Origin of the sequence: Salinicola avicenniae (assembly GCF_023736115.1) — a bacterium.
Lineage (GTDB): Bacteria > Pseudomonadota > Gammaproteobacteria > Pseudomonadales > Halomonadaceae > Salinicola > Salinicola avicenniae.
The window spans coordinates 475,894-500,092 of the sequence record NZ_JAKQZC010000001.1 but is presented as its reverse complement, the minus strand read 5'-3'; the positions used below and the strand labels follow the sequence as shown (position 1 = coordinate 500,092).

The 24,199-nt window shown below is 65.7% G+C and carries 22 protein-coding genes; 4 read left to right on the top strand and 18 right to left on the bottom strand.

The genetic code is table 11. The annotated features are described in order from the left end of the window. Positions 1–7 precede the first annotated feature (7 nt). Complete coding sequence (locus tag MC381_RS02250) at positions 8–1,645, top strand: gamma-glutamyltransferase (protein WP_251976093.1); 1,638 nt, start codon at positions 8–10, stop codon at positions 1,643–1,645. Here the strand turns inward: MC381_RS02250 and MC381_RS02245 are convergent. After that, positions 1,610–2,566, bottom strand: coding sequence for a LysR family transcriptional regulator (locus MC381_RS02245; RefSeq protein WP_251976092.1), 957 nt, complete (start codon positions 2,564–2,566; stop codon positions 1,610–1,612). The genes MC381_RS02250 and MC381_RS02245 overlap by 36 nt on opposite strands. 42 nt (positions 2,567–2,608) lie before the next feature. Between MC381_RS02245 and MC381_RS02240 the strand changes: the two genes are divergently transcribed. Together MC381_RS02240 and MC381_RS02235 are read left to right on the top strand one after the other, a co-directional pair. Beyond that, the gene (locus MC381_RS02240; RefSeq protein ID WP_251976091.1) at positions 2,609–3,541 is read left to right on the top strand and encodes a 2-hydroxyacid dehydrogenase; all 933 of its coding nucleotides are present in this window, start codon (positions 2,609–2,611) and stop codon (positions 3,539–3,541) included. Between the two features lie 127 nt (positions 3,542–3,668). Then, positions 3,669–4,466, top strand: coding sequence for an HAD-IIA family hydrolase (locus tag MC381_RS02235; protein ID WP_251976090.1), 798 nt, complete (start codon positions 3,669–3,671; stop codon positions 4,464–4,466). A gap of 5 nt (positions 4,467–4,471) precedes the next feature. Here the strand turns inward: MC381_RS02235 and hemG are convergent, their stop codons facing one another. The 10 genes from hemG to MC381_RS02185 form a co-directional block, all read right to left on the bottom strand. Further along, positions 4,472–5,944: a protoporphyrinogen oxidase gene (gene hemG, locus MC381_RS02230; RefSeq protein ID WP_251976089.1), complete on the bottom strand. Its 1,473-nt coding sequence runs from the start codon at positions 5,942–5,944 to the stop codon at positions 4,472–4,474. 126 nt (positions 5,945–6,070) lie between these two features. Beyond that, on the bottom strand, positions 6,071–7,420 hold the full coding sequence (locus MC381_RS02225) for an aryl-sulfate sulfotransferase (protein WP_251976088.1): 1,350 nt from the start codon (positions 7,418–7,420) through the stop codon (positions 6,071–6,073). Positions 7,421–7,606: 186 nt separating this feature from the next. Next, positions 7,607–8,212 (bottom strand): cysteine hydrolase family protein, encoded by a 606-nt coding sequence (locus MC381_RS02220; RefSeq protein ID WP_251976087.1) that lies wholly within the window; start codon positions 8,210–8,212, stop codon positions 7,607–7,609. A gap of 122 nt (positions 8,213–8,334) precedes the next feature. Next, positions 8,335–9,924, bottom strand: a complete 1,590-nt coding sequence (locus tag MC381_RS02215; RefSeq protein ID WP_251976086.1) for an ABC-F family ATPase — start codon at positions 9,922–9,924, stop codon at positions 8,335–8,337. A 206-nt stretch (positions 9,925–10,130) separates the two neighbouring features. After that, the gene (gene betC, locus MC381_RS02210; RefSeq protein ID WP_251976085.1) at positions 10,131–11,657 is read right to left on the bottom strand and encodes a choline-sulfatase; all 1,527 of its coding nucleotides are present in this window, start codon (positions 11,655–11,657) and stop codon (positions 10,131–10,133) included. Positions 11,658–11,760: 103 nt separating this feature from the next. After that, positions 11,761–12,573: an ethanolamine ammonia-lyase subunit EutC gene (eutC, locus tag MC381_RS02205; protein ID WP_251976084.1), complete on the bottom strand. Its 813-nt coding sequence runs from the start codon at positions 12,571–12,573 to the stop codon at positions 11,761–11,763. Continuing rightward, positions 12,570–13,970 carry an ethanolamine ammonia-lyase subunit EutB gene (locus MC381_RS02200; protein ID WP_251976083.1) on the bottom strand — a complete coding sequence of 467 codons (1,401 nt, stop codon included), beginning with the start codon at positions 13,968–13,970 and terminating at the stop codon, positions 12,570–12,572. Before MC381_RS02200 ends, eutC begins: the two co-directional genes overlap by 4 nt. 128 nt (positions 13,971–14,098) lie before the next feature. Continuing rightward, positions 14,099–15,289: an MFS transporter gene (locus tag MC381_RS02195; RefSeq protein WP_251976082.1), complete on the bottom strand. Its 1,191-nt coding sequence runs from the start codon at positions 15,287–15,289 to the stop codon at positions 14,099–14,101. Between the two features lie 279 nt (positions 15,290–15,568). Next, positions 15,569–16,237, bottom strand: coding sequence for a TenA family protein (locus MC381_RS02190; protein ID WP_251976081.1), 669 nt, complete (start codon positions 16,235–16,237; stop codon positions 15,569–15,571). Next, complete coding sequence (locus MC381_RS02185; RefSeq protein WP_251976080.1) at positions 16,230–17,072, bottom strand: BtpA/SgcQ family protein; 843 nt, start codon at positions 17,070–17,072, stop codon at positions 16,230–16,232. Before MC381_RS02185 ends, MC381_RS02190 begins: the two co-directional genes overlap by 8 nt. A gap of 32 nt (positions 17,073–17,104) precedes the next feature. Between MC381_RS02185 and MC381_RS02180 the strand changes: the two genes are divergently transcribed. Further along, positions 17,105–17,986: a ribokinase gene (locus MC381_RS02180; protein ID WP_251976079.1), complete on the top strand. Its 882-nt coding sequence runs from the start codon at positions 17,105–17,107 to the stop codon at positions 17,984–17,986. A gap of 72 nt (positions 17,987–18,058) precedes the next feature. Here the strand turns inward: MC381_RS02180 and MC381_RS02175 are convergent, their stop codons facing one another. From MC381_RS02175 to rbfA, 7 genes are all read right to left on the bottom strand, one after another. Then, the gene (locus MC381_RS02175) at positions 18,059–19,063 is read right to left on the bottom strand and encodes an ABC transporter permease (RefSeq protein WP_251976078.1); all 1,005 of its coding nucleotides are present in this window, start codon (positions 19,061–19,063) and stop codon (positions 18,059–18,061) included. Continuing rightward, on the bottom strand, positions 19,060–19,842 hold the full coding sequence (locus tag MC381_RS02170) for an ATP-binding cassette domain-containing protein (protein ID WP_251976077.1): 783 nt from the start codon (positions 19,840–19,842) through the stop codon (positions 19,060–19,062). Before MC381_RS02170 ends, MC381_RS02175 begins: the two co-directional genes overlap by 4 nt. Next, a complete protein-coding gene (locus MC381_RS02165) occupies positions 19,839–20,771 on the bottom strand; it encodes a substrate-binding domain-containing protein (RefSeq protein WP_251976076.1) in 933 nt (310 codons plus the stop codon). Before MC381_RS02165 ends, MC381_RS02170 begins: the two co-directional genes overlap by 4 nt. 169 nt (positions 20,772–20,940) lie before the next feature. Next, positions 20,941–21,957 carry a LacI family DNA-binding transcriptional regulator gene (locus MC381_RS02160; protein ID WP_251976075.1) on the bottom strand — a complete coding sequence of 339 codons (1,017 nt, stop codon included), beginning with the start codon at positions 21,955–21,957 and terminating at the stop codon, positions 20,941–20,943. A 472-nt stretch (positions 21,958–22,429) separates the two neighbouring features. Continuing rightward, a complete protein-coding gene (rpsO, locus tag MC381_RS02155; protein WP_251976074.1) occupies positions 22,430–22,699 on the bottom strand; it encodes a 30S ribosomal protein S15 in 270 nt (89 codons plus the stop codon). Positions 22,700–22,821: 122 nt separating this feature from the next. Beyond that, positions 22,822–23,754 carry a tRNA pseudouridine(55) synthase TruB gene (truB, locus tag MC381_RS02150; protein ID WP_251976073.1) on the bottom strand — a complete coding sequence of 311 codons (933 nt, stop codon included), beginning with the start codon at positions 23,752–23,754 and terminating at the stop codon, positions 22,822–22,824. Then, on the bottom strand, positions 23,754–24,182 hold the full coding sequence (gene rbfA / locus MC381_RS02145; protein WP_251976072.1) for a 30S ribosome-binding factor RbfA: 429 nt from the start codon (positions 24,180–24,182) through the stop codon (positions 23,754–23,756). Before rbfA ends, truB begins: the two co-directional genes overlap by 1 nt. Positions 24,183–24,199: the final 17 nt, after the last annotated feature.

Here is a 24,199-nt window from a genome sequence, read left to right as displayed (position 1 = left end):
GGTAGCCATGGCCACGAACACGCTGCATGCGGATATCGATAACTGGACGCTGACCACACCCGCGGCACGCTCGACGCGCGGCGCGGTCGCGTCGCAGCACCGACTGGCGGCGCAGGCCGGCGCCGCCCAGCTCGATGCCGGCGGCAACGCGATCGATGCCATCGTCGCGACCGCCTACGCGCTCAATGCGGTCGAGCCCTGGATGTGCGGGCTCGGCGGCGCCGGCTTCATGGTCATCTGGCTGGCCAAGGAGCAGCGCGCGGTGGCACTCGACTTCCAGGGCACGCTGCCAGGCGCCATTCGGCTCGAGGACTATCCGCTCGACCCGAACCTGCCGCCGACGCCGATGGGATTCCCCGGCGTCGTCGACAACGCCAATATCGAAGGCTATCGCTCGATCACGGTGCCCGGTGCCGTGGCCGGTCTCGATCACGCGCTCTCGCGCTTTGGCGCCCGCACGCGTCGGCAGGTCATGACCCCGGCGATCCAGCTGGCCGAACGCGGCCTGTTCGTCGACTGGTTCACCAGCCTGCAGATCGGCGTCTGCGCACGCACGCTGGCACGCGATCCGATGTCAGCGTCGATCTATCTGCCCGGCGGGCACCCGGCGATGCCTGAAAGTCGGCTGAAAATTCCCCATCTGGCCGAAACGCTTGCCGAGATTGCCGAAGGGGGCGCGGAGACCTTCTACCGGGGCGCACTGGCGGAACGACTCGCTGTCGATCTCCAGGCCGGCGGCTCGCGGATTTCTCGAGAAGACCTCGCCGCCTACGAGGTCTTCGAATACGAACCGATGACCGCCGAGCATCGCGGCTACACGCTCTATACGCCGGGCAGCGTCTCCGGCGGCCTGCGCCAGCGCGAAATGCTGGCCCACACGCGAGAATCGATGCCGACGCCCCCCGCCTCGCCCACGCCAGAGACCTGGCTGGCCTATGCCGAGGCGCTGGAAGCGTGCTGGAAACAGCACAAGATCCGCAACGGCGTGCTGCCACCGAGCGCAGGGCATACCGATGGCGAGAACGGCGCCTGTACCTCTTCGATGTCGTCGGTGGACGCCGAGGGCAACATGGTGGCGCTGACCTATACCCTGCTCAATCGCTTCGGCTCCGGCGTCACGCTGCCCTCGACAGGCATCCTGATGAACGACAGCGTCAGCTATTTCGATCCGCGCCCCGGCTATCCGACGACCATGGTCGGCGGCAAGCGCATCAACTCGTCGAACATGTGCCCGACCGTCGCGGTCAAGGACGGCGAAGCGCGTTTCTCGGTGGGCGCTTCCGGCGGCAATCTGATCATGCCGGCGGTGACGCAGGTCGCGGCCCTGATGACCGATTTCGACATGAGCGTGGAAGAGGCCGTACACCACCCACGGCTCGACGCCAGCTTTCGAGGATCAATCCGCATCGACCCACGCTTCGATTCCGCAACGCGCAAGCGCCTGGGCGAGCGTTTCGCGCTCGAGATCAGCCAGCAGACCGTCTTCCCGAAGCTCTACGCCTGTATTTCAGCGGTCTCGCGCGACCCGGCCACGGGCGAGTGCGTGGGGCTCAACGATCCGACGCAGCCGATCGGTGGCGGCGCGGTGCCGGCGCCGTTCGACCTGGCGTCACTCGGCGACGACGGCCCGGTGGTGCGGCCCTGAACCGACGGCCGGCAGGAAGCGCGCGTAGTTGGCGTGTTGGCGACACCAGGTTTCGGCGGCGGCACGCGCCAGCGTCAGAATCTCTTCGATGAAGGGCCGCCGCGCCTCGTTGAGATGAACGCAGCGGATCTCCAGCGGCGCCAGCGCCGTCGTGGTCGGGAGCTCGACCAGGCGACCGCTGGCGAGCTCTTCCTCCACGACCGCCAGCGGGATCGCCGAGGGGCCGAATCCCTGGCGCAGCATCTCGACGATCATCGGCAGCGAGTTGGCGTAGTGGCGCGGCCCCTGGCCATGCTGCTCCTCGTGCACGTAGTCGGCGATGGGCGAGAACAGCGGCGAGGTACGCGGATAGAGGATCAACGGCATCTGGCGCAGCTGGTCCGGTGTTCTCGGCGTGTCGAGATCGGCCACGACATCGTGCCGTGCGACCCAGCCGACGCGATACTCGACGCCAAAGCTGTCGGCCACCGACGAGAGCCCGGCATCGTTGGAGAGGAAGGCGATATCGATCGCGCCGGAGGCGATCATCGGGCGCAGCTGGTAGTTGGCGGAGGCGTGCAGATCGACCATGAGATCCGTCGAATGACGGACGATATCGGCACGTAGCCCGGCGCCCCAGGTCAACGCCGCCGGCCCGGTCATGGCAATCGAGAGGCGCTGACGCTGGCGTTGGTTCAGCCGCCCGCTCATGGCCTCGCGCAGGTTGAGGAACTGTTCGGCGTAGCCGGCCACCGAATGGCCCGCCTCGGTCAACGCGAAGTCGGCGCCGCGACGCTCGACCAGACGCGTCTCGAGCATCTCTTCCAGCCCGCTGATGCGTGCCGAGACGGCCGGCTGGGTCAGACTCAGACGCTCGGCGACGCGCTGGTAATTACCCAGTTGGGCCAGCCAGTAAAAGGCTTCCAGCTGCTTGAAATTCATTCGCGGACAATCCGTTCATTGTTATCGTCAGGTAGATGAATCATGACCATTATCGTTGCCCACCCCTCGCACGCAAAGATCGACTGGTGGATAGAACAGCTCACGCCGCTGCTGCCGGGCTGGACCCTGCGCTCGATCCATGATCCCGGTGCGCCGGAAGACGTCACCTACGCCGTGGTGTGGAAGCCGGCCACGGGCACCTTCCTGCCCTTTCCCAACCTCAAGGCCATCGTCTCGCTCGGCGCCGGTATCGACCACGTGCTGGCCGATACCCAGCTGCCGCGCCAAGTGCCGATCATTCGCACCGTGGGGACCGATCTGACCCAGCGCATGCGTGAGTACGTGGCGCTCCACGTACTGCGCCATCACCGCGAGATGCCGGCGATCAGCGCCCACCAGCGCGAGAAACGCTGGCAGCAGCTGATCGTGCCGCCCGCGACACGGCGTACCGTCGGCATCATGGGGCTCGGCAATCTGGGCGGTGCGGCCGCGACGACACTGGCCGCGCTCGGCTTCGAGACGCTCGGCTGGTCGCGCACTCCGCGCGAGCTCGCCGGCGTGACCACTTACGCCGGCCAGGCCGGATTCGACGACTTCCTCGGCCGCTGCGAGATCCTCGTCTGCCTGCTGCCGCTGACCGAGGCGACGACCGGCCTTCTGAACGCCGAGCTGTTCGCCAAGCTGCCCGAGGGCGCCAGTCTCATCAACGCCGGACGCGGCCCGCATCTGGTCGAGCAGGACCTGCTCGCGGCCCTGGCCAGCGGCCGGCTGAATCACGCCACGCTGGATGTCTTCAACGTCGAGCCGCTGCCCGAGGCGCACCCGTTCTGGACGCACCCGAACGTGACGGTCACGCCGCATATCGCCTCGCTGATCGACGCGCCGACCGGCTCGCGCATCGTGGCCGCGAATATCGCCCGCTTCGAGGAGACCGGTCACGTCGAGGATCTCGCCGATGCGGCGCGCGGCTACTGAAAGCGGCGACCAGCCCGACAAACAGGCGCTGACGGCGACGGCCGCACGCGCGCCGACAAGTTGCTAAACTGGCCTTGTCGCGTCGACACCCGGCGCGACTTTGTTTCTCCGCACGCTAAGGGATTTTATGGCCAGCAAGAAAGACAACACCGCGAGTCGCCGCAACATCAAATCCTGGTTGACCGATATGGACGGCGTTCTCGTTCACGAGAACAAGGCCATCCCCGGCGCTGCGGATCTGATCAACCAGTGGCGGGAGCGGGAGATTCCGTTTCTGGTACTGACCAACAACTCGATCTTCACCCCGCGCGACCTGAGCGCCCGGCTGAAGCACAGCGGTATCGAGGTACCGGAGGACAGGATCTGGACCTCGGCGCTGGCCACTGCCGCCTTCCTTCGCGACCAGGCGCCGGGCAGCACGGCCCATGTCGTCGGCGAAGCGGGATTGACCACGGCCATCCACGAGGCCGGCTTCATCATGACCGATACCGCACCGGACTATGTGGTGCTGGGTGAGACGCGCTCCTACTCGTTCGAGGCGATCACCAAGGCGATCCGGCTGATCCGGGACGGCGCTCGCTTCATCTGCACCAACCCCGACGCCACCGGGCCGAGCGCCGAGGGCGTGCTGCCGGCGACCGGTGCGGTGGCGGCACTCATCACCGAAGCGACCGGACGCAAGCCATATATCGTCGGCAAGCCCAATCCGATGATGTTCCGCTCGGCGCTGAACAAGCTCGGTGTCCACTCCGACGATACCGGCATGATCGGCGATCGCATGGATACCGATATCGTCGCCGGTATCGAAGCCGGCATGCACACGGTGCTGGTGATGACCGGAATCTCAGACAAGGCCGAGATCGAGCGTTACCCGTTCCGGCCCAAGGAGACGCTGTCGTCGGTGGCGGAGCTGGTCGACAAGTAAGCTCCTTACGCCCCGCCGCCACCTCGCGGGTCCGGCGCCTCCACGGCGGCGTCGGCCAGCGCCTCGCCCAGCAGGCGCCCGTTTTCGAGACAGTCGCCGACCGCGATACCGCCGCGCCAGTTGCCGGCCAGGTGCAGGCCGTCCTGCGCGGCGAGCGCGGCATCCAGCGCCTCGAGGCGCGCCAGATGGCCGAGCTCGTACTGTGGAATTGCCTGCGGCCAACGCGTGACGCGTTGCCACACCGGCTCGCCACGAATCCCGAGCAGGTCGCGCAGCTCGGCGATCACCCGAGCGACCTGTTCGGCATCGTCGCCTGTGGCCGCCTCCGGGTCCTGGCGCCCGCCGATAAACACGTTGAGCAGCTTGTGACCGGCCGGCGCGCGCCCGGGAAAGAGCGTCGAGGAGAAGAGTGCGCCCAGCGTACGACGCCCCTCCGCGCGGGGAATCAGCACGCCGAAGCCATCCAGCGGATGCCCGATATCCGCTTCGCGGAAACCGAGCGCCACGGCGTTGACCGGCGGATAGGCAATCTCGGTCAGGGGCGCCGCCAACGCTTCATCCAGCGGTCGCAGCAGCCGCGCCGCAACCGGCGCCGGCACCGCCAGGACCAGGTCGCGGGCGCGCCACTGCCGGCCCGCCGCGGACTCGGCGACCCATATTGCCCCGTCGCGTCGCAGCGCGACGATCTCGCAGTCTGCCACCAGTGCCGCCTGCGGCTGAGCCGCGATGCGTTCTGCCAGGCGCTCGGCCAGCTGCTGCAGGCCGCGCGGGAAGCTGACCAGCTTGCCGCGCCAGGCGGCGGGTATCGGAGACGGCTCGCGACGGGCCTGCCTGAGCCGCTTGAGTCCGCCACGGATCAGCGAGCCATGGTTCGCCTCCAACGCGGCCAGACGCGGCATCGCCGCCTGTACCGACAGCCTGGCCGGATCGCCGGCATAGACGCCGGATACGAAGGGGTCGATCATCCGCCGCAGAATGCGTTCTCCAAGCCGGCGCTCGACAAAGCCGGCCAGGCTCTCCTCGTCGCCCCGGGCACGACCGATGAACGGTTCTCGCGCCAGCCGTGCCCAGCCACGCCAGCCGATCAGCGGCGAGCGCAGCGCCGCCAGCGGCTTCATCGGCAGCGCCTCGAGTTGCCCATCGAGTACGACGTAGCGCTTGTTGGCGACAGCATTCGCGGCCTGCGCCTCGTCGAGCAGCTCGAGCTGCTCGAGCAGCGCGTACAACGGCGGCTTCATGATTACCGTATTGGGGCCGTGCTCGATCTGCCAGTCGCCATCGCGCTCGGTCTGCAGATTGCCGCCGAACGCGGCACCGCGCTCCAGCAGGGCGACGCGCCGGCCTCGTCGGGCCAGGCTCCAGGTCGCCGCCAGGCCGGTAGCGCCGCCGCCGACCACAAGCACATCGAGCGGCGCGGACGCCGCGTCGTGGCGGGCGGCGTCGGTGTGGCTAGCAGGGATATCAAGGGAAGCGGACATGGATACTCGCGCGGGTAGGTGACGCTACCCAGTTTACGCAGCCAGACCGCGGGCTGCATCCGCCCGGACTGCGGCGCTTTGCCGTCAGGCCGGGCGGTCGCGCGTTACGCCGTCATCGCGTGCACGTCACGCGTCCGGCTCGCAGCCCGGCGCGGCGATATAGCGCTCGCAGTCGGGAACGACCGGCGTCTCCTCGCGCGGCGTGCCCTCGGGAGCCCAGTCATAGTCGACCAGCTGCGCGCGATAGACCTGATTGGTGACGTAATCGTCGTTCGGCATCGACTTGCCGAAGTAGGGGCTCACGTATTCCCAGACGATCTCGCCCTCGGGCGTGACCTGGAACAGGCGACCGTTCTGACCTTCGTCGATCAGCGTGTTGCCGTTGGGCAGGCGCCGCGCGCTGGAGATGAACGAGCTGTAGAAGCTGTAGGGCGCGCGGCCGGACTGACTGCCGGTGTACTGCCAGACAATCTCGTGGGTACTCGGGTCCACCTCGATCACCCGCGACGAGGAGAAGAATCCCTGCTTCGACGGCGGGAAGCCGGCGTTACCCTGATTGTCGAAGATCAGCAGGTTACCGGCACCGGGCAGGCCCTCGGGGATCAGGTGAGTGTCGTGCGAACCGACCGTCTGATCCACGGCGCGGCCGAGTTCGCCGTTGAGCTGGAGCGCCGGGAAATCGGGGCCGATCTGCCAGACGACCTCATCACTGTCGTGATCGACGATGAACGTGACGTTGGCGTTGCGCGAATTGACCAGAATGTTGTCCGGTGCGAAACGCTCGTCGCCCGCCTCGTACCAGCGATTGGGCCCCAGCGGCACCGCCGTGTTGAGGTGCAGAAAGTCAGGGTCCTCGGCGTCCTTCAATGCCCGCAGCCGCGTATCGGAAAAGCCCAGGGCGTCGAGGTGGTCGCCAACGGACCAGGACCAGACCACATCGCCCTCGGCGTTCACCTCTTCGATGGCATTGTCGATAATCTCGAAGTCGAGGCCGTTGATCTCGCGCAGGTCGGCCGTCAGCACCAGGGTGTGGCCGTTCTCGGCGCGATGCATGTCGTGGTGCTGGTAGACCGGCGCATCCTGACTGCCCCACTGCCACTGTACGTCGCCCGCCCAGTCGAGCTCCGCGACCGACGCGTTGGTCAGACCGTTGCCGGGGCTGGCATGCTCGGGCAGCGTCTCGGCACGCGCCAGCTGGACCAGCACATGACCCGGTTCGCCGCTATCGCGAGCGGTCCCCAGCGGCACCGGCGGAAAGCTCTCGTGATCCCAGCGGTGCACTTCGTTGCCGTTCATGTCGATCAGGTGCGTCTTGCGATCGCCGCCGGGGAACAGGACATAACCGTTGTAGGCACGCTCGGGATCATAGACCGTGGTACCGGTGGGAAAACTGCTGGGGAGTGCCTGGACCGCAGTGGCCGACAGGGTCGTCAGCACGGCCGTTGCCGCCAGGGTCAAGGGTCGCATCCGTGACATCATCGCTCGTCGCTCCTTCATCGAGTCCCGCGGATCTGCGGTGGACCCGGCGCCTCGCTGCGCCGGCGTCGGTCAGCGCCGATGACGCACCCTCACCCAGGCGGCGCCTTGTGATGAGAGCAGGTTATCGGCATCGATGGAGCGATAGACCGCAGAAATCGCGTTTCGATCCCTGTCGTCACGTTCTCAGGGCAGCAGGGCAAGGAAATCCGCGGCCGAAATCGGCTTGGAGAACATCGGATAGTCGTAGGCGATCGCGGCATCGTGCTCCGCCTGGCTGGTCGCGGCGACGCAATCGGTCAGCGTCAGCACCTCGAAGCCGCGCTCGTAGCCGGTGCGCATGGTCGATTCGACACAGCAGTTGGTCAGAAAACCGGCCAGCGCGATCGTCTCGATCCCCTTGCTGCGCAGCATGAAATCGAGATTGGTGGAGGCGAAGGTGTCCAGTCCGCGCTTGCCCTCGACGACGATATCGCCGGGCTGCGGCGCCAGCGACTCGCAGATCTCGGCGCCCCACTCGCCCTTGACGAAGGCGTTGCCCTCGACCACGCCGGCCAGAATCCCGTAGGGATGAGCGGTGATCTCGGCGTAGCCCGGCGCGAAGTGGATCGGCGCGTGCAGGATGGCGACCCCTGCCTCGCGCGCCTCGGCCACGACACGCCGGGTGTTGGCGAGCATGTCGCTGCTCGTCATGACCGTCTCGACGGCGTCGTGCAGAACCCCGCCTTCGGTGGTGAAGTCGTTCTGGAATTCGATCAGCACCAGCGCGGTGCGAGAGGGATCGACGGGCATGGGAGTACGCTCCTCAATAGAAGGACAGAACCGGAGATGGACAGAACCGGTTTCAGCGTAGTCCATTCCTGCCGGCACGATCACCTCGCCGCCCGTCGCGCATAGGCCACTGGCCGATCGGCTTAGCCGTAGACGCCCTGACTGCGGAGATAGTCGTCGTAGCTGCCGCTGAAGTCGACGATGCCTTCGTCCGTCATTTCGAGGATGCGGGTGGCCAGCGAGCCGACGAATTCCCGGTCGTGGCTGACGAAGATCAACGTGCCGGGATAGTTCTCCAGCGCCAGGTTGAGCGCTTCGATCGACTCCATGTCGAGGTGGTTGGTGGGCTCGTCCATGACCAGCACATTGGGCTTCTGCAGGATCAGCTTGCCGAACAGCATGCGTCCCTGCTCGCCGCCGGAGATCACCTTCACCGACTTGCCGATGTCGTCGTTGGAGAAGAGCATGCGGCCGAGCGCCCCGCGCACGGTCTGCTCACCTTCGGTCGTCCACTGCCCCATCCACTCGAACAGCGTCTCGCCGCCGGCGAAATCGGCCGCGTGATCCTGCGCGAAATAGCCGACCTCGGCGGCATCGGTCCACTTGACCTCGCCCGCGTCGGGCGCCATGGCGCCGGTCAGGCAGTTGAGCAGCGTCGTCTTGCCGATCCCGTTGGGGCCGATGATCGCCACTCGCTCGCCAGCTTCGATCTGCAGGCCGAAGCGCTCGAACAGGACATTGTCGCCCCACGCCTTGGAGAGCTTCTCCACGTTGAGCGCATGGCGATGGATCTTCTTGCTCGGCTCGAAGCGGATAAACGGGCTGACGCGAGACGACGGCTTGATCTCGTCGAGCTGGATCTTGTCGATCTTGCGCTGGCGCGAGGTGGCCTGCTTGGCCTTGGAGGCGTTGGCGGAGAAGCGGCTGACGAACTGCTGCAGCTCGGCGATCTCCGCCTTCTTCTTCGCGTTTTCGGCATGCAGGCGTTCTCGCGCCTGGGTCGCGGCGATCATGTACTCGTCATAGTTGCCCGGGAACAACGTCAGCTCGCCGTAGTCGAGATCCGCCATGTGCGTGCAGACACTGTTCAGGAAGTGGCGGTCGTGGGAGATGATGATCATCGTCGAGCTGCGCGCGCGCAGCACGTCCTCCAGCCAGCGGATAGTGTTGATATCCAGGTGGTTGGTCGGCTCGTCGAGCAGCAGCACGTCGGGATCGGAGAACAGCGCCTGCGCCAGCAGCACGCGAAGCTTCCAGCCCGGCGCGACCACGCTCATCGGCTCGAAGTGCTGCTCGAGCGGAATACCGAGCCCCAGCAGCAGTTCGCCGGCGCGGGCCTCGGCGGTATAGCCGTCGAGTTCGGCGAAGCGCACTTCGAGATCGGCGACCTTCATGCCGTCTTCTTCCGACATCTCCGCCTGCGAGTAGATACGCTCGCGTTCGGCGGCGACCTGCCACAGCTCCTCGTTACCCATGATCACGGTGTCGATCACGCGCTCGTTTTCGTAGGCGAACTGATCCTGGCGCAGCTTGCCGAGGCGCGTGGTGGCATCCTTCATGACCTGGCCGCTGGTCGGCTCCAGATCACCGCCGAGAATTTTCATCAGCGTGGACTTGCCGCAGCCGTTGGCGCCAATCAGGCCGTAGCGATTGCCCTCGCCGAACTTGACGGAGACGTTTTCGAACAGCGGCTTGGGGCCGAACTGCATGGTGATGTTGGCAGTAGAGAGCACAGCGGGGATCTCGCGGGGAAACGGCGTGAATGAATCGGCATCGGTCGTCGATCAGCAGGGATATCGACCTATGTCGAAGGCGCATTGTACGCGCCGTTGCCGACCGGGTCACCGCCCGGTCGGCCGCGATCAACATCCGCGTCGCTGCGTGCACGCCTTGAAGGGACCGGCTTTAAGGGGCTGGCTTGAAGGAACGAGGCGAACCGTCACTCCCCGCGGGGATAGCGCTGGGAGTCTTCCAGGACGTTGAGATCCATGTGATTGCGCATATAGCGCTCGGAGGCGACCTGTAGCGGCTGATGATCCCAGGGATAGTAGGCACCGTTGCGCAGTGCTTCATAGACGATCAGCCGCCGTGCCTGGCTCTCGCGCACCTCGGCGTCGAACCGGGCCATGTCCCAGCGCTCGCGACACTGGCGCTGAAAGTCCGCCAGCAGCTCGGCATGGTCAGCATCTTCGGCCAGATTGCGCTGCTCCATCGGGTCCGTCTCGAGATCGAAGAGTTGCGGCGGGTCGAGTTCGCAGTGATTGAACTTGTAGCGGCCCTGGCGAATCGTCACCAGCGGCGCGTCGGTGCCTTCGGCGGCGTACTCCAGATAGACGGGCGTTTCGCGCCGCCTCCCTGGGGCGGCCCCCGGCATCAGCGGCACCAGCGATTCGCCGTCGGTCCAGGGTTCGATCGCCGACAGATCGAGCCCGACCAGATCGGCCAGCGTGGCGTTGACGTCGAGCGTCGAGACCGGATCGTCGATACGCCCCGGGGTGATACCCGGACCACCGATCATCAGCGGCACCCGGGAGGAGCCCTCGAACGGGCTCATCTTGAACCACAATCCGCGCTCGCCGAGCATGTCGCCGTGATCGGAGACGAACAGAATCAGCGTGTCGTCGAGCATGCGTGTGCGCTCGAGCACATCGAGAATGCCACCGATCTTGTCATCGACATACGAGAGGTTGGCAAAATAGCCGCGGCGCGCCCGCCGCACGTGCTCGGGCTGGATATCGAACTGCGTGTAGTCATTGGCCACATAGAGACGCTGGGAATGCGGGTCCTGCTCGGCATAGGGCACTTCGGCCAATGTCGGTTCCAAGTGCTCGCAATCGGCGTAGAGATCCCAGTACTTGCGTCGCGCCACATAGGGGTCGTGCGGATGCGTGAAGCTCACGCACATCGCCCACGGTCGTGCGTCGTGACCGCGGGCCAGGTCGTAGAGTTTCTGCTCGGCCAGGAAGGCGACCTCGTCATCGTACTCCATCTGGTTGGAGATCTCGGCGACGCCCGCGCCGGTGACCGAGCCGAGATTGTGATACCACCAGTCGATGCGCTCGCCGGGCTTGCGGTAATCCGGCGTCCAGCCGAAATCGGCGGGATAGACATCGGTGGTCAGGCGCGACTCGAAGCCGTGGAGTTGATCCGGGCCGACGAAGTGCATCTTGCCGGAGAGACAGGTCGCGTAGCCGGCACGACGCAGATGGTGCGCCCAGGTCGGAATGCTGGAAGGGAATTCGGCGGCGTTGTCGTAAACACCGGAGCGCGACGGCAACTGGCCGGACATGAACGCGGCACGCCCCGGCGCGCAGAGATAGCTCGGCGTATAGGCCTTGGAAAAACGCGCCGAGCGCGCGGCCAGCGCCTTCAGGTTCGGCATGTGCAGAAAGTCCGCCGGGCCATCCTCGAACAGCGTGCCGTTCACCTGATCGGCCATCAGCACCAGAATATTGGGTCGTGTCATCGGTCCCCCCGGAACCCTCGGTTATGGTGAATCCAGCTTGCGCCCGGACTTTAATCTGGCGCAAACGATCGATTCGGGGGCTGAGACCCAGCGAGGCTGGGGGTCAGTCTTGCGACGGCAACAGAAAGTTGCCCTCGCGGCCGTCGCCGAGCTGCGAGTCGACCTCGCTGTCATCCTTGAGCGCGACACCAGAGGCACCGAGGGCCTGTGCTTCGCGCATCAGGTAGGCGAGCAGCTTGGCGGCATTGGCGTAGGAGAGTCCGCGCGGGCGGATGTTGGAGATGCAGTTGCGCTCGCTGTCGCGGCGGCCGCTCTGCGGCGCCCATGTGAAGTAGACGCCGAGACTGTCCGGCGAGCTGAGCCCGGGCCGCTCGCCGATCAGCACCACGCTCATGCGCGCACCGAGCGCCTCGCCGATCGGGTCACCGATGGCGACACGACCCTGCTCGACCAGCGCCACCGGCGCGAGCGACAGCCCTAGCCGCTCGATGGCCGGCAGCACGGCATCGAGAAACGGCACCACCTGTGCGTGAATCGCCCGCGCCGAGAGTCCGTCGACCACGCAGACCGAGACATCGGAGGGCGCCAGCTCGAGCCGGGCGAGCTCGTCCGCCGACGCCTGGGCCAGCCGCCGCCCCAGATCCGGGCGGCGCAGGTATTCGTCGCGATCCGCCGCCTGACTGTGGAGACGCAGCGCCAGTGGAAAGCGCGCGTCGAGTTCGGGCATCAGCAACTCGGTATCCAGCGCCATGTGAACCGCATCGCGAGCGCGAGCGTGGTCCATCTGGAAGGCCAGCTGGGCATCGGTCGGCAGACTGCTACCGGCGCGCCCCAGGCCAATGCGGGCGTCGGTCAGGTCGCGCAGGCGCCGCCAGGGGTTGACCACGGTCACGGAACGGCTGTCGCGTTGCGTCATGTCGGCGCTCCGGCATCGGCGAGCACATGCTGAAAGCGCGCCGGCAACGCGTTGGCGAAGGCGATCCCCTTGCCGTGCCGATAGATGCCGCTCGATTCCAGCCATGTCTCGAACTCCGGCGCCGGCCGACGGCCCAGCACTTCGCGCAGGTAGAGCGCATCGTGAAACGACGTGGTCTGGTAGTTGAGCATGATGTCGTCCGAGCCCGGAATGCCCATGATGTAGTTGCAGCCGGCCGCGCCGAGCAGGGTCAGCAGCATATCCATATCGTCCTGATCCGCCTCGGCGTGGTTGGTATAGCAGATGTCGCAGCCCATCGGCACGCCGAGCAGCTTGCCGCAGAAGTGATCCTCGAGCCCGGCGCGGATGATCTGCTTGCCATCGAACAGATACTCCGGGCCGATGAAGCCGACCACGGTGTTGACCAGCAGCGGCGAGAACTCACGCGCGACACCATAGGCGCGCGCCTCCAGCGTCTGCTGATCGAGCCCATGATGGGCATCCGCCGACAGCGCGCTGCCCTGGCCGGTCTCGAAGTACATGACATTGTCGCCGAGCGTGCCGCGACCCAGCGAGCGCGCCGCGTCCTGGCCTTCGCGCAGCAGCGAGAGGTCGATGCCAAAGCCGCGATTGGCCGCCTCGGTGCCGGCAATCGACTGGAACACCAGATCAGTCGGTGCACCACGCTCGATCGCCTCGATCGCGGTCGTCACGTGCGTCAGCACACAGCTCTGGGTCGGTATCTCGTAACGCGAGATGATCTCGTCGAGCATCGTCAACAGCGTCACCACGGTGCCGGTATTGTCGGTCGCCGGGTTGATGCCGATCACCGCGTCACCGCTGGCGTAGAGCAGGCCATCGAGGATGCTCGCGGCAATGCCGGCGGCATCATCGGTGGGGTGGTTGGGCTGCAGCCGCGTCGCCAGACGCCCGGGCAGGCCGAGGGTATTGCGAAAGCGCGTGACGACCTCGCACTTGCGCCCGACCAGTACCAGATCCTGCACCCGCATCAGTTTGGAGACCGCGGCGACCATCTCCGGGGTCAACCCCGGCGCGAGCGCCTTGAGCGTGCCGCCATCGGCGCGCTCGGAGAGCAGCCAGTTGCGGAACTCACCGACGCTCAAGCTCGCCACAGGGGCGAACGCCGTGCGGTCGTGGCGGTCGAGAATCAGCCGTGTGATCTCGTCGGTTTCATAGGGGATCAACGGCTCGTCGAGAAAGGTCGTCAGCGGCAGCTCGGCCAGCGCCATCTGCGCCGCGGCGCGCTGCTCGGCACTCTCCGCGGCGATGCCGGCCAGCTCGTCGCCGGAACGCCGAGGTGACGCCGCCGCCATCAGCGCGCCGAGCGATTCAAAGCGGTAACGTCGTCCGCCAATATCGATGAAGTGTTCGGCCATAAGGGGTCTCGGTGCGATTCGCCGTGCTTGTGGTTGTCATCGTGTCTATCGTCGAGATACCTGCAGTTTATGCCATCTTCGCCGCGATGCGCGCTGCCGCAGCGGGCTCACCTTTCAACGCGCCGATATCAGCCTCCTTCGCCGGGCGTATCCCGGTGGGCCAGCCAGGCCACCCAAAGCCCCAGCAACGCCGCCAGCAGGCCGAGCAGGAAGATATTGGCGTAGCCGAAAGCGCCGGCGAACAGGCCGGCGACCGGCCCCGTGGCGCCGTAGGCGACATCCTGGAAAGCGGCGAATCCCCCCATCGCCGTGCCGCGCTGCGATGCCGGCACGCGGCGCACCGCCTCCAGCCCCATCGCCGGGAACACCATCGAGCAGCCGAGACCGGTCAGGAAGGCGCCGACGAGCGCCATCCCGGGCCCGGTTGCCTGCCATAGTAGCGCCTGACCGCAGGCCTCGACGGCCAGCGACACCATCGCCACCCGGGTTCCGCCGAGCCGATCCGGCAGGTGCCCGCACAGCAGACGCACGAGCACGTAACCGAGACCGAAGCCACTCAACCCCCAACCCGCCCAGGGCCAACCCTCGTCAAGAAAGTAGAGCGAGATGAAGGCGCCTAGCGCGGCGAAGCCGACCCCCTGCAACCCGACGGCCGCGCCGGGCTTCCAGATTCGCCCGATCAAGCGCCAGAACGACTGCCTCTCGCCCGCCACCGGCGTATCGGCCGGCACGGAGCGGACCAGCAGCGCGCCCAGCAGTGGCAGCAGACCCGCCAGCCCCATCAAACCCGCGAAGGAGAACTGATGATAGAGCGCCAGCCCCAGCGGACCACCGACCACGAAGGCGCCGTACATGCCCATGCCCATCAGCGAGAGCACGCGTCCAGAGCGCGCCGGGCCGCCCAGCCCCATCCCCCAGCTGACCATGCCGATGATCGTGAGGCTTTCGCCCAGCCCCAGCAACAGCCGGCCGACGAGCAGCCCAGCATAAGCCAACAACGGCGTTGCACTAACCAGGGACGACGCCAGACAGACGAGACTCGCCAGCGCGTAGAGCGCCAGCCCACGAAACATCGCATGTCGGCCGCCGTAACGGTCGGAGAGACGACCGGCCAGATTGCGCGTGAGAATGGTCGCCAGGAAGGTGATCCCGACGGCCAGACCGCCAAGCGTATCGCCAAGCCCCAGATGCTGGTTGACGTAGACGGAGACCACCGGCAGCGACAGCGCCACGCACAAGTAGGAGAGAAACAGCGACACAGTGAGGACGATCAGATGCCGCGTAGGCGAGATGCCGGCGACAGCGTGCGATCGGGTCATGGAAATATCCTTGGAGGGCCCAAAGCCATTGAAAACAGCCGTTGACGACAGCCGGCAAACGACGGGCAGGCAGAAACCGGGCGGAGATAACGGGACGCGGGACACGCCGACAAAACGGGGTTCCCGAAAAAGATCGGGCGAGGAGACTAGGCAACCTCGCCGCGCTTTGCAATTGGCCCGACCAGCGTCGAGGTCGCCGATCAGGACCATGAGTGGCAAACGCTGTCACTGGCGCGTCAACGCGCCTCGACGGACAGGCAACAGCGGTCAAAATGACACCTAGGCCACCGGGGAGAGCTCGCTCTCGACGTAGGCCGCGGCATGAAAATCGATCTCGAGCCGTTGCACTTCACCGAACACGCGGACCGCCTCGTCGCGCTGGGCCGGCGTCATCTGCGCGCCCAACGCATCCAGTCGATCCCGCAACCAGCGCGCCTGCGCCGCAAAACCGGGCGCAGCGTGCATCTCGATCCAGTCACGCACCATCGGGTCGCTCATGGGCGCCTGGCGGATGGCATCGCACCAGGTCCAGTACATCCACTCGGCCGCGAACATGGCGGTGATGATGGCGCTGAAGTCGCCGTCACGGGCAATCGCCAGCATCCCGTCGCGGAACGCCGCCACCCGAGGCTCTGCCTGCAATGTGGGATCGGGTGCGATACCGCGCTGGACAAATGCCGCCTCGAAGTAGGGCATCTGTTCGTTGGCCAGCGCGTCGAGCGAGGCGATCAGCTTGCGCCGATCGTCGAGGTCAGTCGCCTTGACCACCGCGTAGCCGAAGATGGCAATGGCCGTTTCGACAAATGCGCCTTCGATCAGCAGATAGCGATCGAAGACCTCGACCGGCAGGCGATCCGCCTCGATGTCGTGAACGAAGCGGTGGGAGACCATGGCCTCAAAGACGGCGGCGTTTTCGGCCAGGATGCGATCGGTCAGCAGCTCAGACATCGTGCTGCTCCCGGGCGGCGGCCACGAAGCGCGCGACGCGTGTCTCGTCGACCGGATTCCACCATACGCCGCCCTCCTTGAGCGACGACGCCACGATCACGCCGTTGGTCAGATCGAGAATCTGCGCGATGTTCTCTTCGGTCACCCCGGAACCGACCAGCAGCGGCAGGTGCGTGGCACCGCCGATCTCCTCGATCTCCTCCAGCGTGGCGCTGTTGCCGGTGCGCTGGCCGGTGGCGATGATGCAATCGCTGTCGAAGAACGCCAGATCCCGGGTCATCTCGGGAATCGAACGATCGGCGACGATGGCATGGCTGCCGTGCTTGACGTGAGAGTCAGTGAAAATCTTCACGTGCTCCGCGCGCAGCAGCGAACGGTAGCGCATCGCTTCCGCTGCCCGCCCCTCCATGAAGCCTTCGTTGGCCACATAGGCATTGGCCCACTGGTTCACGCGGATGAAATCCGCCCCACCCGCCACAGCAGTCGCCAGTGCCGGCAACGGCGCATTCGCGAGCACGTTGATACCCATTGTCACGTCGAATTCCTGCTTGATTCTGTCGGTAACAACTGACAGAAATGCCGAGGTTTCCGGACCGATATCCTCGGGTTTGGAGAAAGGCACGTCGCCGTGATTTTCGACCACAAGCCCGTGAAGCCCCCCTTTGATCAGGCGCTCGGCATCACGCAGACAAGCGTCGTAGATCGTCGCCATGGATTCCCCACGGTAGCGCGGAGAACCGGGAAATGCTGGACAATGAATCATGCCGATCAGCGCTTTATCGCGACCGAAAATTTCGCTTATTGCATTCTCCGAGCGATCGGAAATAATTTGCATGTCGTTATCTCTTGGAATAGGAAAAACAATCAGTGATCAAGACTTTCGTTATCGGCAATGTCGCGCTCGACGAGACGCTATCCATTCCCGATTTCCCACAGCCCGGCGCGTCCATTTTCGGCCAGTCTCTATCTCGCGATCTGGGTGGAAAAGGCACCAATCAGGCCACGGTTCTGGCGAGATCGGGGGTGCCTTGCATTCTGGTCGCCGGCGTCGGTCGCGATGCCCGGGGGCGTGAAATTGCCGAACGACTGGCGCCTGAGCCCGTCCAGGCACACCTGCTGGAGCTTGACGACACCGCGACCGATTTCTCGACGGTGCTGATGAGCGAACAGGGTGAGAATGCCATCATCACCACCCGCGAGGCCGCCTCGGCAGTGACGCCCGAGATGGCCCGCACCGCACTGGCCGACGCCGTCGCCGGCGACTGGCTGGTCATGCAGGGCAACCTCGGTGCCGAGACCACCGTCGCCGCACTCGAGCGGGCCCGGGAACTCGGCATGCGCACCGCCTTCAATCCATCCCCGCTGCAGGACTACTTCGATCCGCTCTGGCCGCTGATCGACGTCGCCTTCGTCAACGAGGGCGAGGCCGCCGCGCTGGGTGGCGTCGAGCACCTGCTCGCCCGGGGCGTCAGCGATATCGTGCTGACGCTCGGCGGCGAGGGAGCGGCGCTGATCCGCCAGCACCAGCGACTCGACGTGCCCGCAGAACCCTGCGCTATCGTCGATACCACCGGTGCCGGCGACTGCTTCATGGCCGTGGTGCTGGCCTCGGCGATTCGCCGCGGTGGCGCGCTGGATGAGCGCGCTCTGGTTCATGCTGCCAGAGCGGCTTCGCATACCGTGGCCCGCCCCGGCACCGTGACCGCCTTCCCCTCCCCGACCGAGATGGAGGCGATCCTCGCCGGCTGAGCCAGCACCCTATCGCGCGCCGAACGTCTCGATGACCATCGGCGCGCGCCAGCCAACAGCACCTGACAGCACCTACGCCGCCTTCTTCTTGCCCCAGCGCCAGCGACGATCGAACAGCCGCGTGTTCATCCAGATCGCGATCAGGATGATCGTGCCGGTGACGATCTGGGTGAAGAACGGCGAGATGTGCATCAGGATCAGCCCATTGCCGATGACCGCGATGGTCATGGTGCCGAGCACCGTGCCGAGCATCGACGCCTTGCCGCCCTGCAGCGCCGTACCGCCCAGCACCACCGCCGCGATCACCTGCAGTTCGAAGCCCTGGGCCGCATTGGAGGAGCCGGACCCCAAGCGGGCCGCAAGCAGGATGGCGGCGACCGCACAAGCCACGCCGGCGACGACGTAGACCGAGGCCAGCACCCGCTTGGCGGGCATGCCGACACGACGTGCCGCTTCCATGTTCGAGCCGACCGAGATCACCTGGCGTCCGTAGGCGGTCTTGCGCATCACTACGAAGCCCAGTACCGCGACCAGCACCGCCAGCAGTGCCGGCACCGGCAGCCCCAGCACCTCGCCCCGGCCGAGCCAGAAGAAGCCACCGGCATCGCGGATCGGGATCGAGTACCCCTCGGTGAGGAACAGCGCCGCCCCACGCAGGATCGACAGACCCGCCAGCGTGACGATGAACGCGGGGATCCCCTGATAGGAGATGAACCAACCCTGCACACCGCCGATCAAGGCCCCCATCAGCAGCATCAGCACGATCGCCAGCGGCCAGCTCACCCCGGCGGCGATCACGATCGCGGCGGTCGCGTTGATCAGCGCCACCATCGAGCCGACCGAGAGGTCGATCCCGGCGGTGGCGATGACCAGCGTCATCGCGACGGCCACGATCAGGATCGGCGCCGCCTGGCGCACCACGTTGAGCAGGTTGCTGAGGGTCAGGAAGTTGTCGTTCATCAATCCGAAGAACGCCAGACAGAGCACGAAGAAGGTGGCGATGGACAGCACCTGCGCGTGTTCCGCGACGAAATCCGCCAGCTGCGAACCACGCTGCCGTTCGGTATAGGTAGTCATGCCTCGCCTCCCTTGCCGACGACCAGGTCGACGAGTTCCTGCAGGTTGGTATCGCCGATCAGACGTTCGGCAACCTTGGTACCCTCGTACATCACGGCAATACGGTCGCAGACCCGAAACAGGTCCTGCATGCGATGGGTGATCAGTACCACGGCAACACCCCGGGCTTTGACCCGGTTGATCAGTTCGAGCACCGCTTCTACCTCGGCCACCGCCAGCGCCGAGGTCGGCTCATCCATGATCAACACCTTGGGCTGGAAGCTGGCGGCCCGCGCGATGGCGATGGCCTGCCGCTGGCCACCGGAGAGGTTCGCCACCTTGGCGGTCAGCCGGGGGATACGAATTTCCAGCGCCGCCAGCATCTTTTCGGCCTCGGCAAGCATCCGCTTCTGGTCCAGAAAGGGACCGCGCTTCAGCTCGCGCCCCAGAAACAGGTTGCCGACCACGTCGACGTGGTTACACAGCGCGAGATCCTGATAGACCATCTCGATGTGCAGGTCGCGCGCCTCCAGCGGACTCGCGTAGTGAGCGCGCCGGCCCTCCATCTCGATCACGCCGTCATCGGGCACGTAGGTACCGGCGATCACCTTGGAGAGGGTCGACTTGCCGGCCGCGTTGTCGCCGATCAGGCCGAGACACTCGCCCGGCCGGATGTCCAGATTGACACCGCGCAGGGCCTGGTGCGACCCGAACGTCTTGTGGATATCACGCAGGCTGAGAATCGGCGCCGGTGCACCGACATCGCTTTCCGCCGAGAAGGAGGCCGCTGCCGCACTCATTGGAACAGCCCCCGGAATGCATCGACGTTCTCCTGCGTGACGATGGTGACCGGCACCGAGATATTCGCTTCGACCTCGCCCCCGTCGGACAGGGTATTGAGCGCTTCGATCGCCGCCGCGCCCATGGCCGATGGATCCTGCTGGACGATGCCTTTGACGTAGCCCTGATCGATGGCATCGATCGCCTGCTGGGTCAGGTCCCAGCCGTAGAGCGACAGATCGCCCTGCTTACCCTGGCTGGCCACGGCGGCAATGGTGCCCATCAGCGCCGGCTCGCCGGTCGCGTAGATGGCGTCCAGATCCGGGTTGGCGATCATCAGGTTTTCGGCCGCGCTCAGGGCCAGGTCCTGCACGTTCTGCCCGTCGACGGTGTTGATGACCTCGACACGATCCGTGTCGAGCGCGCCGACGAAGCCATCGCGACGCATGTTCTGGGTCAGCGAGTTGAGCGCCGCGACGACCCCCAACTTCGTCTCGCCCTCGACGGTGTCGTTGTAGTAGGCCGCGAGCTGCGCGCCGGCCTCGGCGTTGTCGACACCGACCTGCGCTTTCTGCGGTCCTTCCGGCAGCACCGCATCGATGCCGACCACCGGAATGCCGGCCGCATCGGCCTGCTCGATCGCCGGCATGATGCCGTTGACGTCGATCGCCACGACGGCGATGCCGTCGACGCCCTCCTGGATATAGGTCTCGATGGCGCTGTTCTGATCCGACGAGACATTGTTGGCGTTGAAGACCTGCAGGTCGGCGCCCATGGCCTTGGCGGCCTCCTCGGCACCCCGGTTCATCTCGTTGAAGAACAGTGCCTGCTGATTGATCTGCACCAGCGCGAAGGTCTTGGCCTGGGCGACACTGGGCAGCGCGGCAAGGCCGACGGCGCTGGAAATCAGGAGGGCGCCGAGCTTGCGACGATCGATCGTTGAAGACATGAGGTTTCCTCGTTATTGGATTTGTTGCGGTTTGGGTAATGCGTTAGTTGTGTCAGAACATTTCTGTGTCAAAACATTGTTATGTCGTGGCGGCGGCGCGCTGTCAGTGAGCCGTCGGCACAAGACTGCAGCGAGCGACGCGCGGCCTGGCTGTAGGTCTGCCCGCGCATCAGGGCACCACAGGCGGCGGGCCGACCGAGTGGCGCTCGACCAGGGTGACCGGTAGCAACGCTTCGGCCGGTGGCTTGGCGGGGTCGACCGGGCGCGCATCGAGCAGCAGTTCGAGTGCCCGTTTGCCCAGCTCGCGTACCGGCTGGCGGATCGCGGTCACGGCGGGCGCGAACAGGTGCAACGGGCCGACATCGTCGAACCCCATCACGGAAACATCCCGTGGCACCACGAGACCGGCCTCACCCAGCGCCTCGTAGAGCCCGATCACCAGTTCGTCCGAGGTGGCGAAGATCGCGGTGGGGCGCGCCTGCGTTCGGGCCGCGAAGCGACGTCCCGCCTCGCGACCGGCCTCGAAGGTGTAGGTGCCGCACGAGCGCTCGATCTTCGCGGTTTCGCCGGCGACCTCGCGCAGGCCACGTTCGAAGCCACGGAAACGGCGAGCACCGCTGATCATCTGGTCGATACCACCGATGAACAGCACATGACGGTGGCCCGCCTCGGCGAGGTAACGCCCCGCCAGATAGCCGCCCTGTTCGTTGTCGCAGAACAGCTTGGGCACCCGCGCCTCGGCCACGTCCTCGTCGACCACCACGCAGGGACCGGCGCTGTTGAGCTTGGCAGCCAGGGCAGCATTGCCGGCATGGTTGGTGACGAAGATCAATCCATCCACGTGCCCCTGCCGAATACGATCCAGATAGGTGATCTCGCGATCGGGTCGATTGAGGGTCGCGTGCAGTGCCAGCGAAAGCCCCTGCTTGTCGGCTTCCGCCTCCACGGCCGCCACGAAGGTAGCGAAGAACGGCGAGGCGATATCGGGCACGACCAGTGCAATGGTGTCGGAGCGGCCGAGACTGAGGCGACGCGCGTGCGGGTTGGGCACGTATTCCAGACGCCGAATGGCGGCATCGATGGCCTCCGCGGTCTTGGCCGGCAGCTCCAGGGAACCGTTCAGGTAGCGCGACACGGTGGTCTTGGACACCCCCGCCGCTTTCGCCACGTCCTGCAGGTTGGCCATGCTGTACTCCAAAACAAGCACGTAAACCGGTTTAGTAAACGCGTTTACTCGCCACGATATCCAGCCTTGCAAGGCGATGTAAAGACCCGACAAGAAAAAACCATTACCGGGCGTCAGCCGCTATCGGCCAAGCAATGGCCTCGGTAGGCTGGCGTCGGAGGGCTGGCGTCGGAGGCTGTCACGCCAGCAGATCCGCCGGCAAGGCGAGGAGAAATGAAAGGAGGGAAGGAGGGCATGAAGAACAGAACAGCGCATCGGCGCCCGGCCGTTGGGAGGCGCCCCCCCGCCTGCCTGGCCTTCATCGCAACATCGTCTCCGCCAGACAAGGGAGCGCAAGCTGGCAATACAGACAGACATTCCAAACAGACATTCCAGACACCCAACGCAAAAAGCCCCACCGAAGTGGGGCTTTTTGCGAGACCGGCGGCAGAGGCCCCGGTGTCGGACGTCAGGCGATGCCTGACGACACGTCTTAGCGACGCAGGCCGAGCTTCTTGATCAGCGCCTGGTAGCGATCGAAGTCCTTGCCTTTGAGGTAGTCAAGCAGCTTGCGGCGCTGGTTGACCATGCGGATCAGACCACGACGGGAGTGGTGATCCTGCTTGTGGCCCTTGAAATGGCCCTGCAGGCCATCGATGTTGGCGCTCAGCAGCGCAACCTGAACTTCCGGGGAACCGGTGTCGTTCTCGCCCTGGCCGAATTCCTTGACGATCTCGGCTTTCTTTTCAGCAGTCAGTGCCATGCAAACTCTCCAATCGGAATATGCTTGAGTCATGAATGTCGGAGACCACGCATATTTGCAGTCTCTCCGGATAACGCCGGCCATTGCCGACGTCGCCGCAGCGATCACGTTGCCCGACGCCGTTACGCCGGTGCAGCCGTCATTGCCGCGGTGTCGACCAGACGCTTGGGGATCAGTGTCCCCGGCGCAGTCGACTCGACCAGCCCCAGAAAGGCCCGGCCGCAATACAGTCTTGCCGTGTCACCCGGTGCCAGCTCGATATCGAGACCGGTGGCAGGCTGTCCATGCAGCAGGCGATCTGCCACATCGGACGCTACCTGCAGCGTTGGCAGATGCTGGAGCATCACGTCGACCGGCAGCAGCATCGCAAGCCGTTGCGCGTCGCTCATCGCTTCGAGCGTCTCGAGCGACAGGCGCTGCTCGCTATCGAAAGGGCCGGTCTCTAGTCGTTCCAGCGCGGTGATATGCGCCCCGACACCGAGCGCTTCACCGATATCCTCGGCCAGCGTCCGGATATAGGTGCCCTTGCTGCAGCGCACCTCAAGCCAGAAGCCATCCTCGGCCCAGTCGAACGGCCGCACATCATACACTGTCACGCGGCGCGGCGCACGCTCGATCGTCTTGCCCTCGCGGGCCAGCTCGTAGAGCTTGCGGCCCTGATGCTTGAGCGCCGAATACATCGGCGGCACCTGCTCGATCTCTCCACGAAAGCGCGCAAGCACCGCCTCGACCATCGCTTGGTCCAGACCGTCCGGTAACGCTCGGCGCGAGACGATCTCGCCCTCGGCATCGCCGGTATCGGTGGTTTCCCCCAGCTTGACCCGGGTGCGATAGACCTTGTCGGCCTCGAGCAGATGCGCGGAGAACTTGGTGGCCTCGCCGAAGCAGACCGGCAAAAGCCCGGTCGCCATCGGATCCAGCGTGCCGGTGTGGCCAGCCTTGCGCGCCTGGAACAGGCGACGTGCCCGCTGCAGGGCATGGTTGCTGGACATGCCGCTTGCCTTGTCCAGCAGCAGCACACCGTCGATGGGCAAGCCCTTGCGACGCCGCGCCATCAGCGGGACTCCTCGTCTCCCCCGGAGGCGGTGCCCTCATGCCCTTCGGCGGGGTTGCCGTCGGCATCGTGACGGTCGCTGGCCACGGCCTCGTCGATCAGGGCCGACAGCTGATGCCCGCGAACGACACTCTCGTCATAGTGGAAACGCAGTTCCGGCACGTGGCGCAGCTTGATGCGGCGTGCCACCTGCGTCCGGAGAAAACCCGACGCGCGCTTGAGCACCGCCAGGTTTTCCTTGATACGTGTCGGGTCGTTCTCGCCCAGCAGGGTGACATAGATGTCGGCATAGCCGAGGTCGCGACTGACCTTCGCCGAGCTGACCGTCACCATGCCCAGGCGTGGATCCTTGATCTCGCGCTGGATCAGCACCGCCAGCTCCTGCTGCAGCTGATCGGCGACCCGGTCGGTGCGTTTGAATTCGCGCATGACTCTCTACCTTGCGG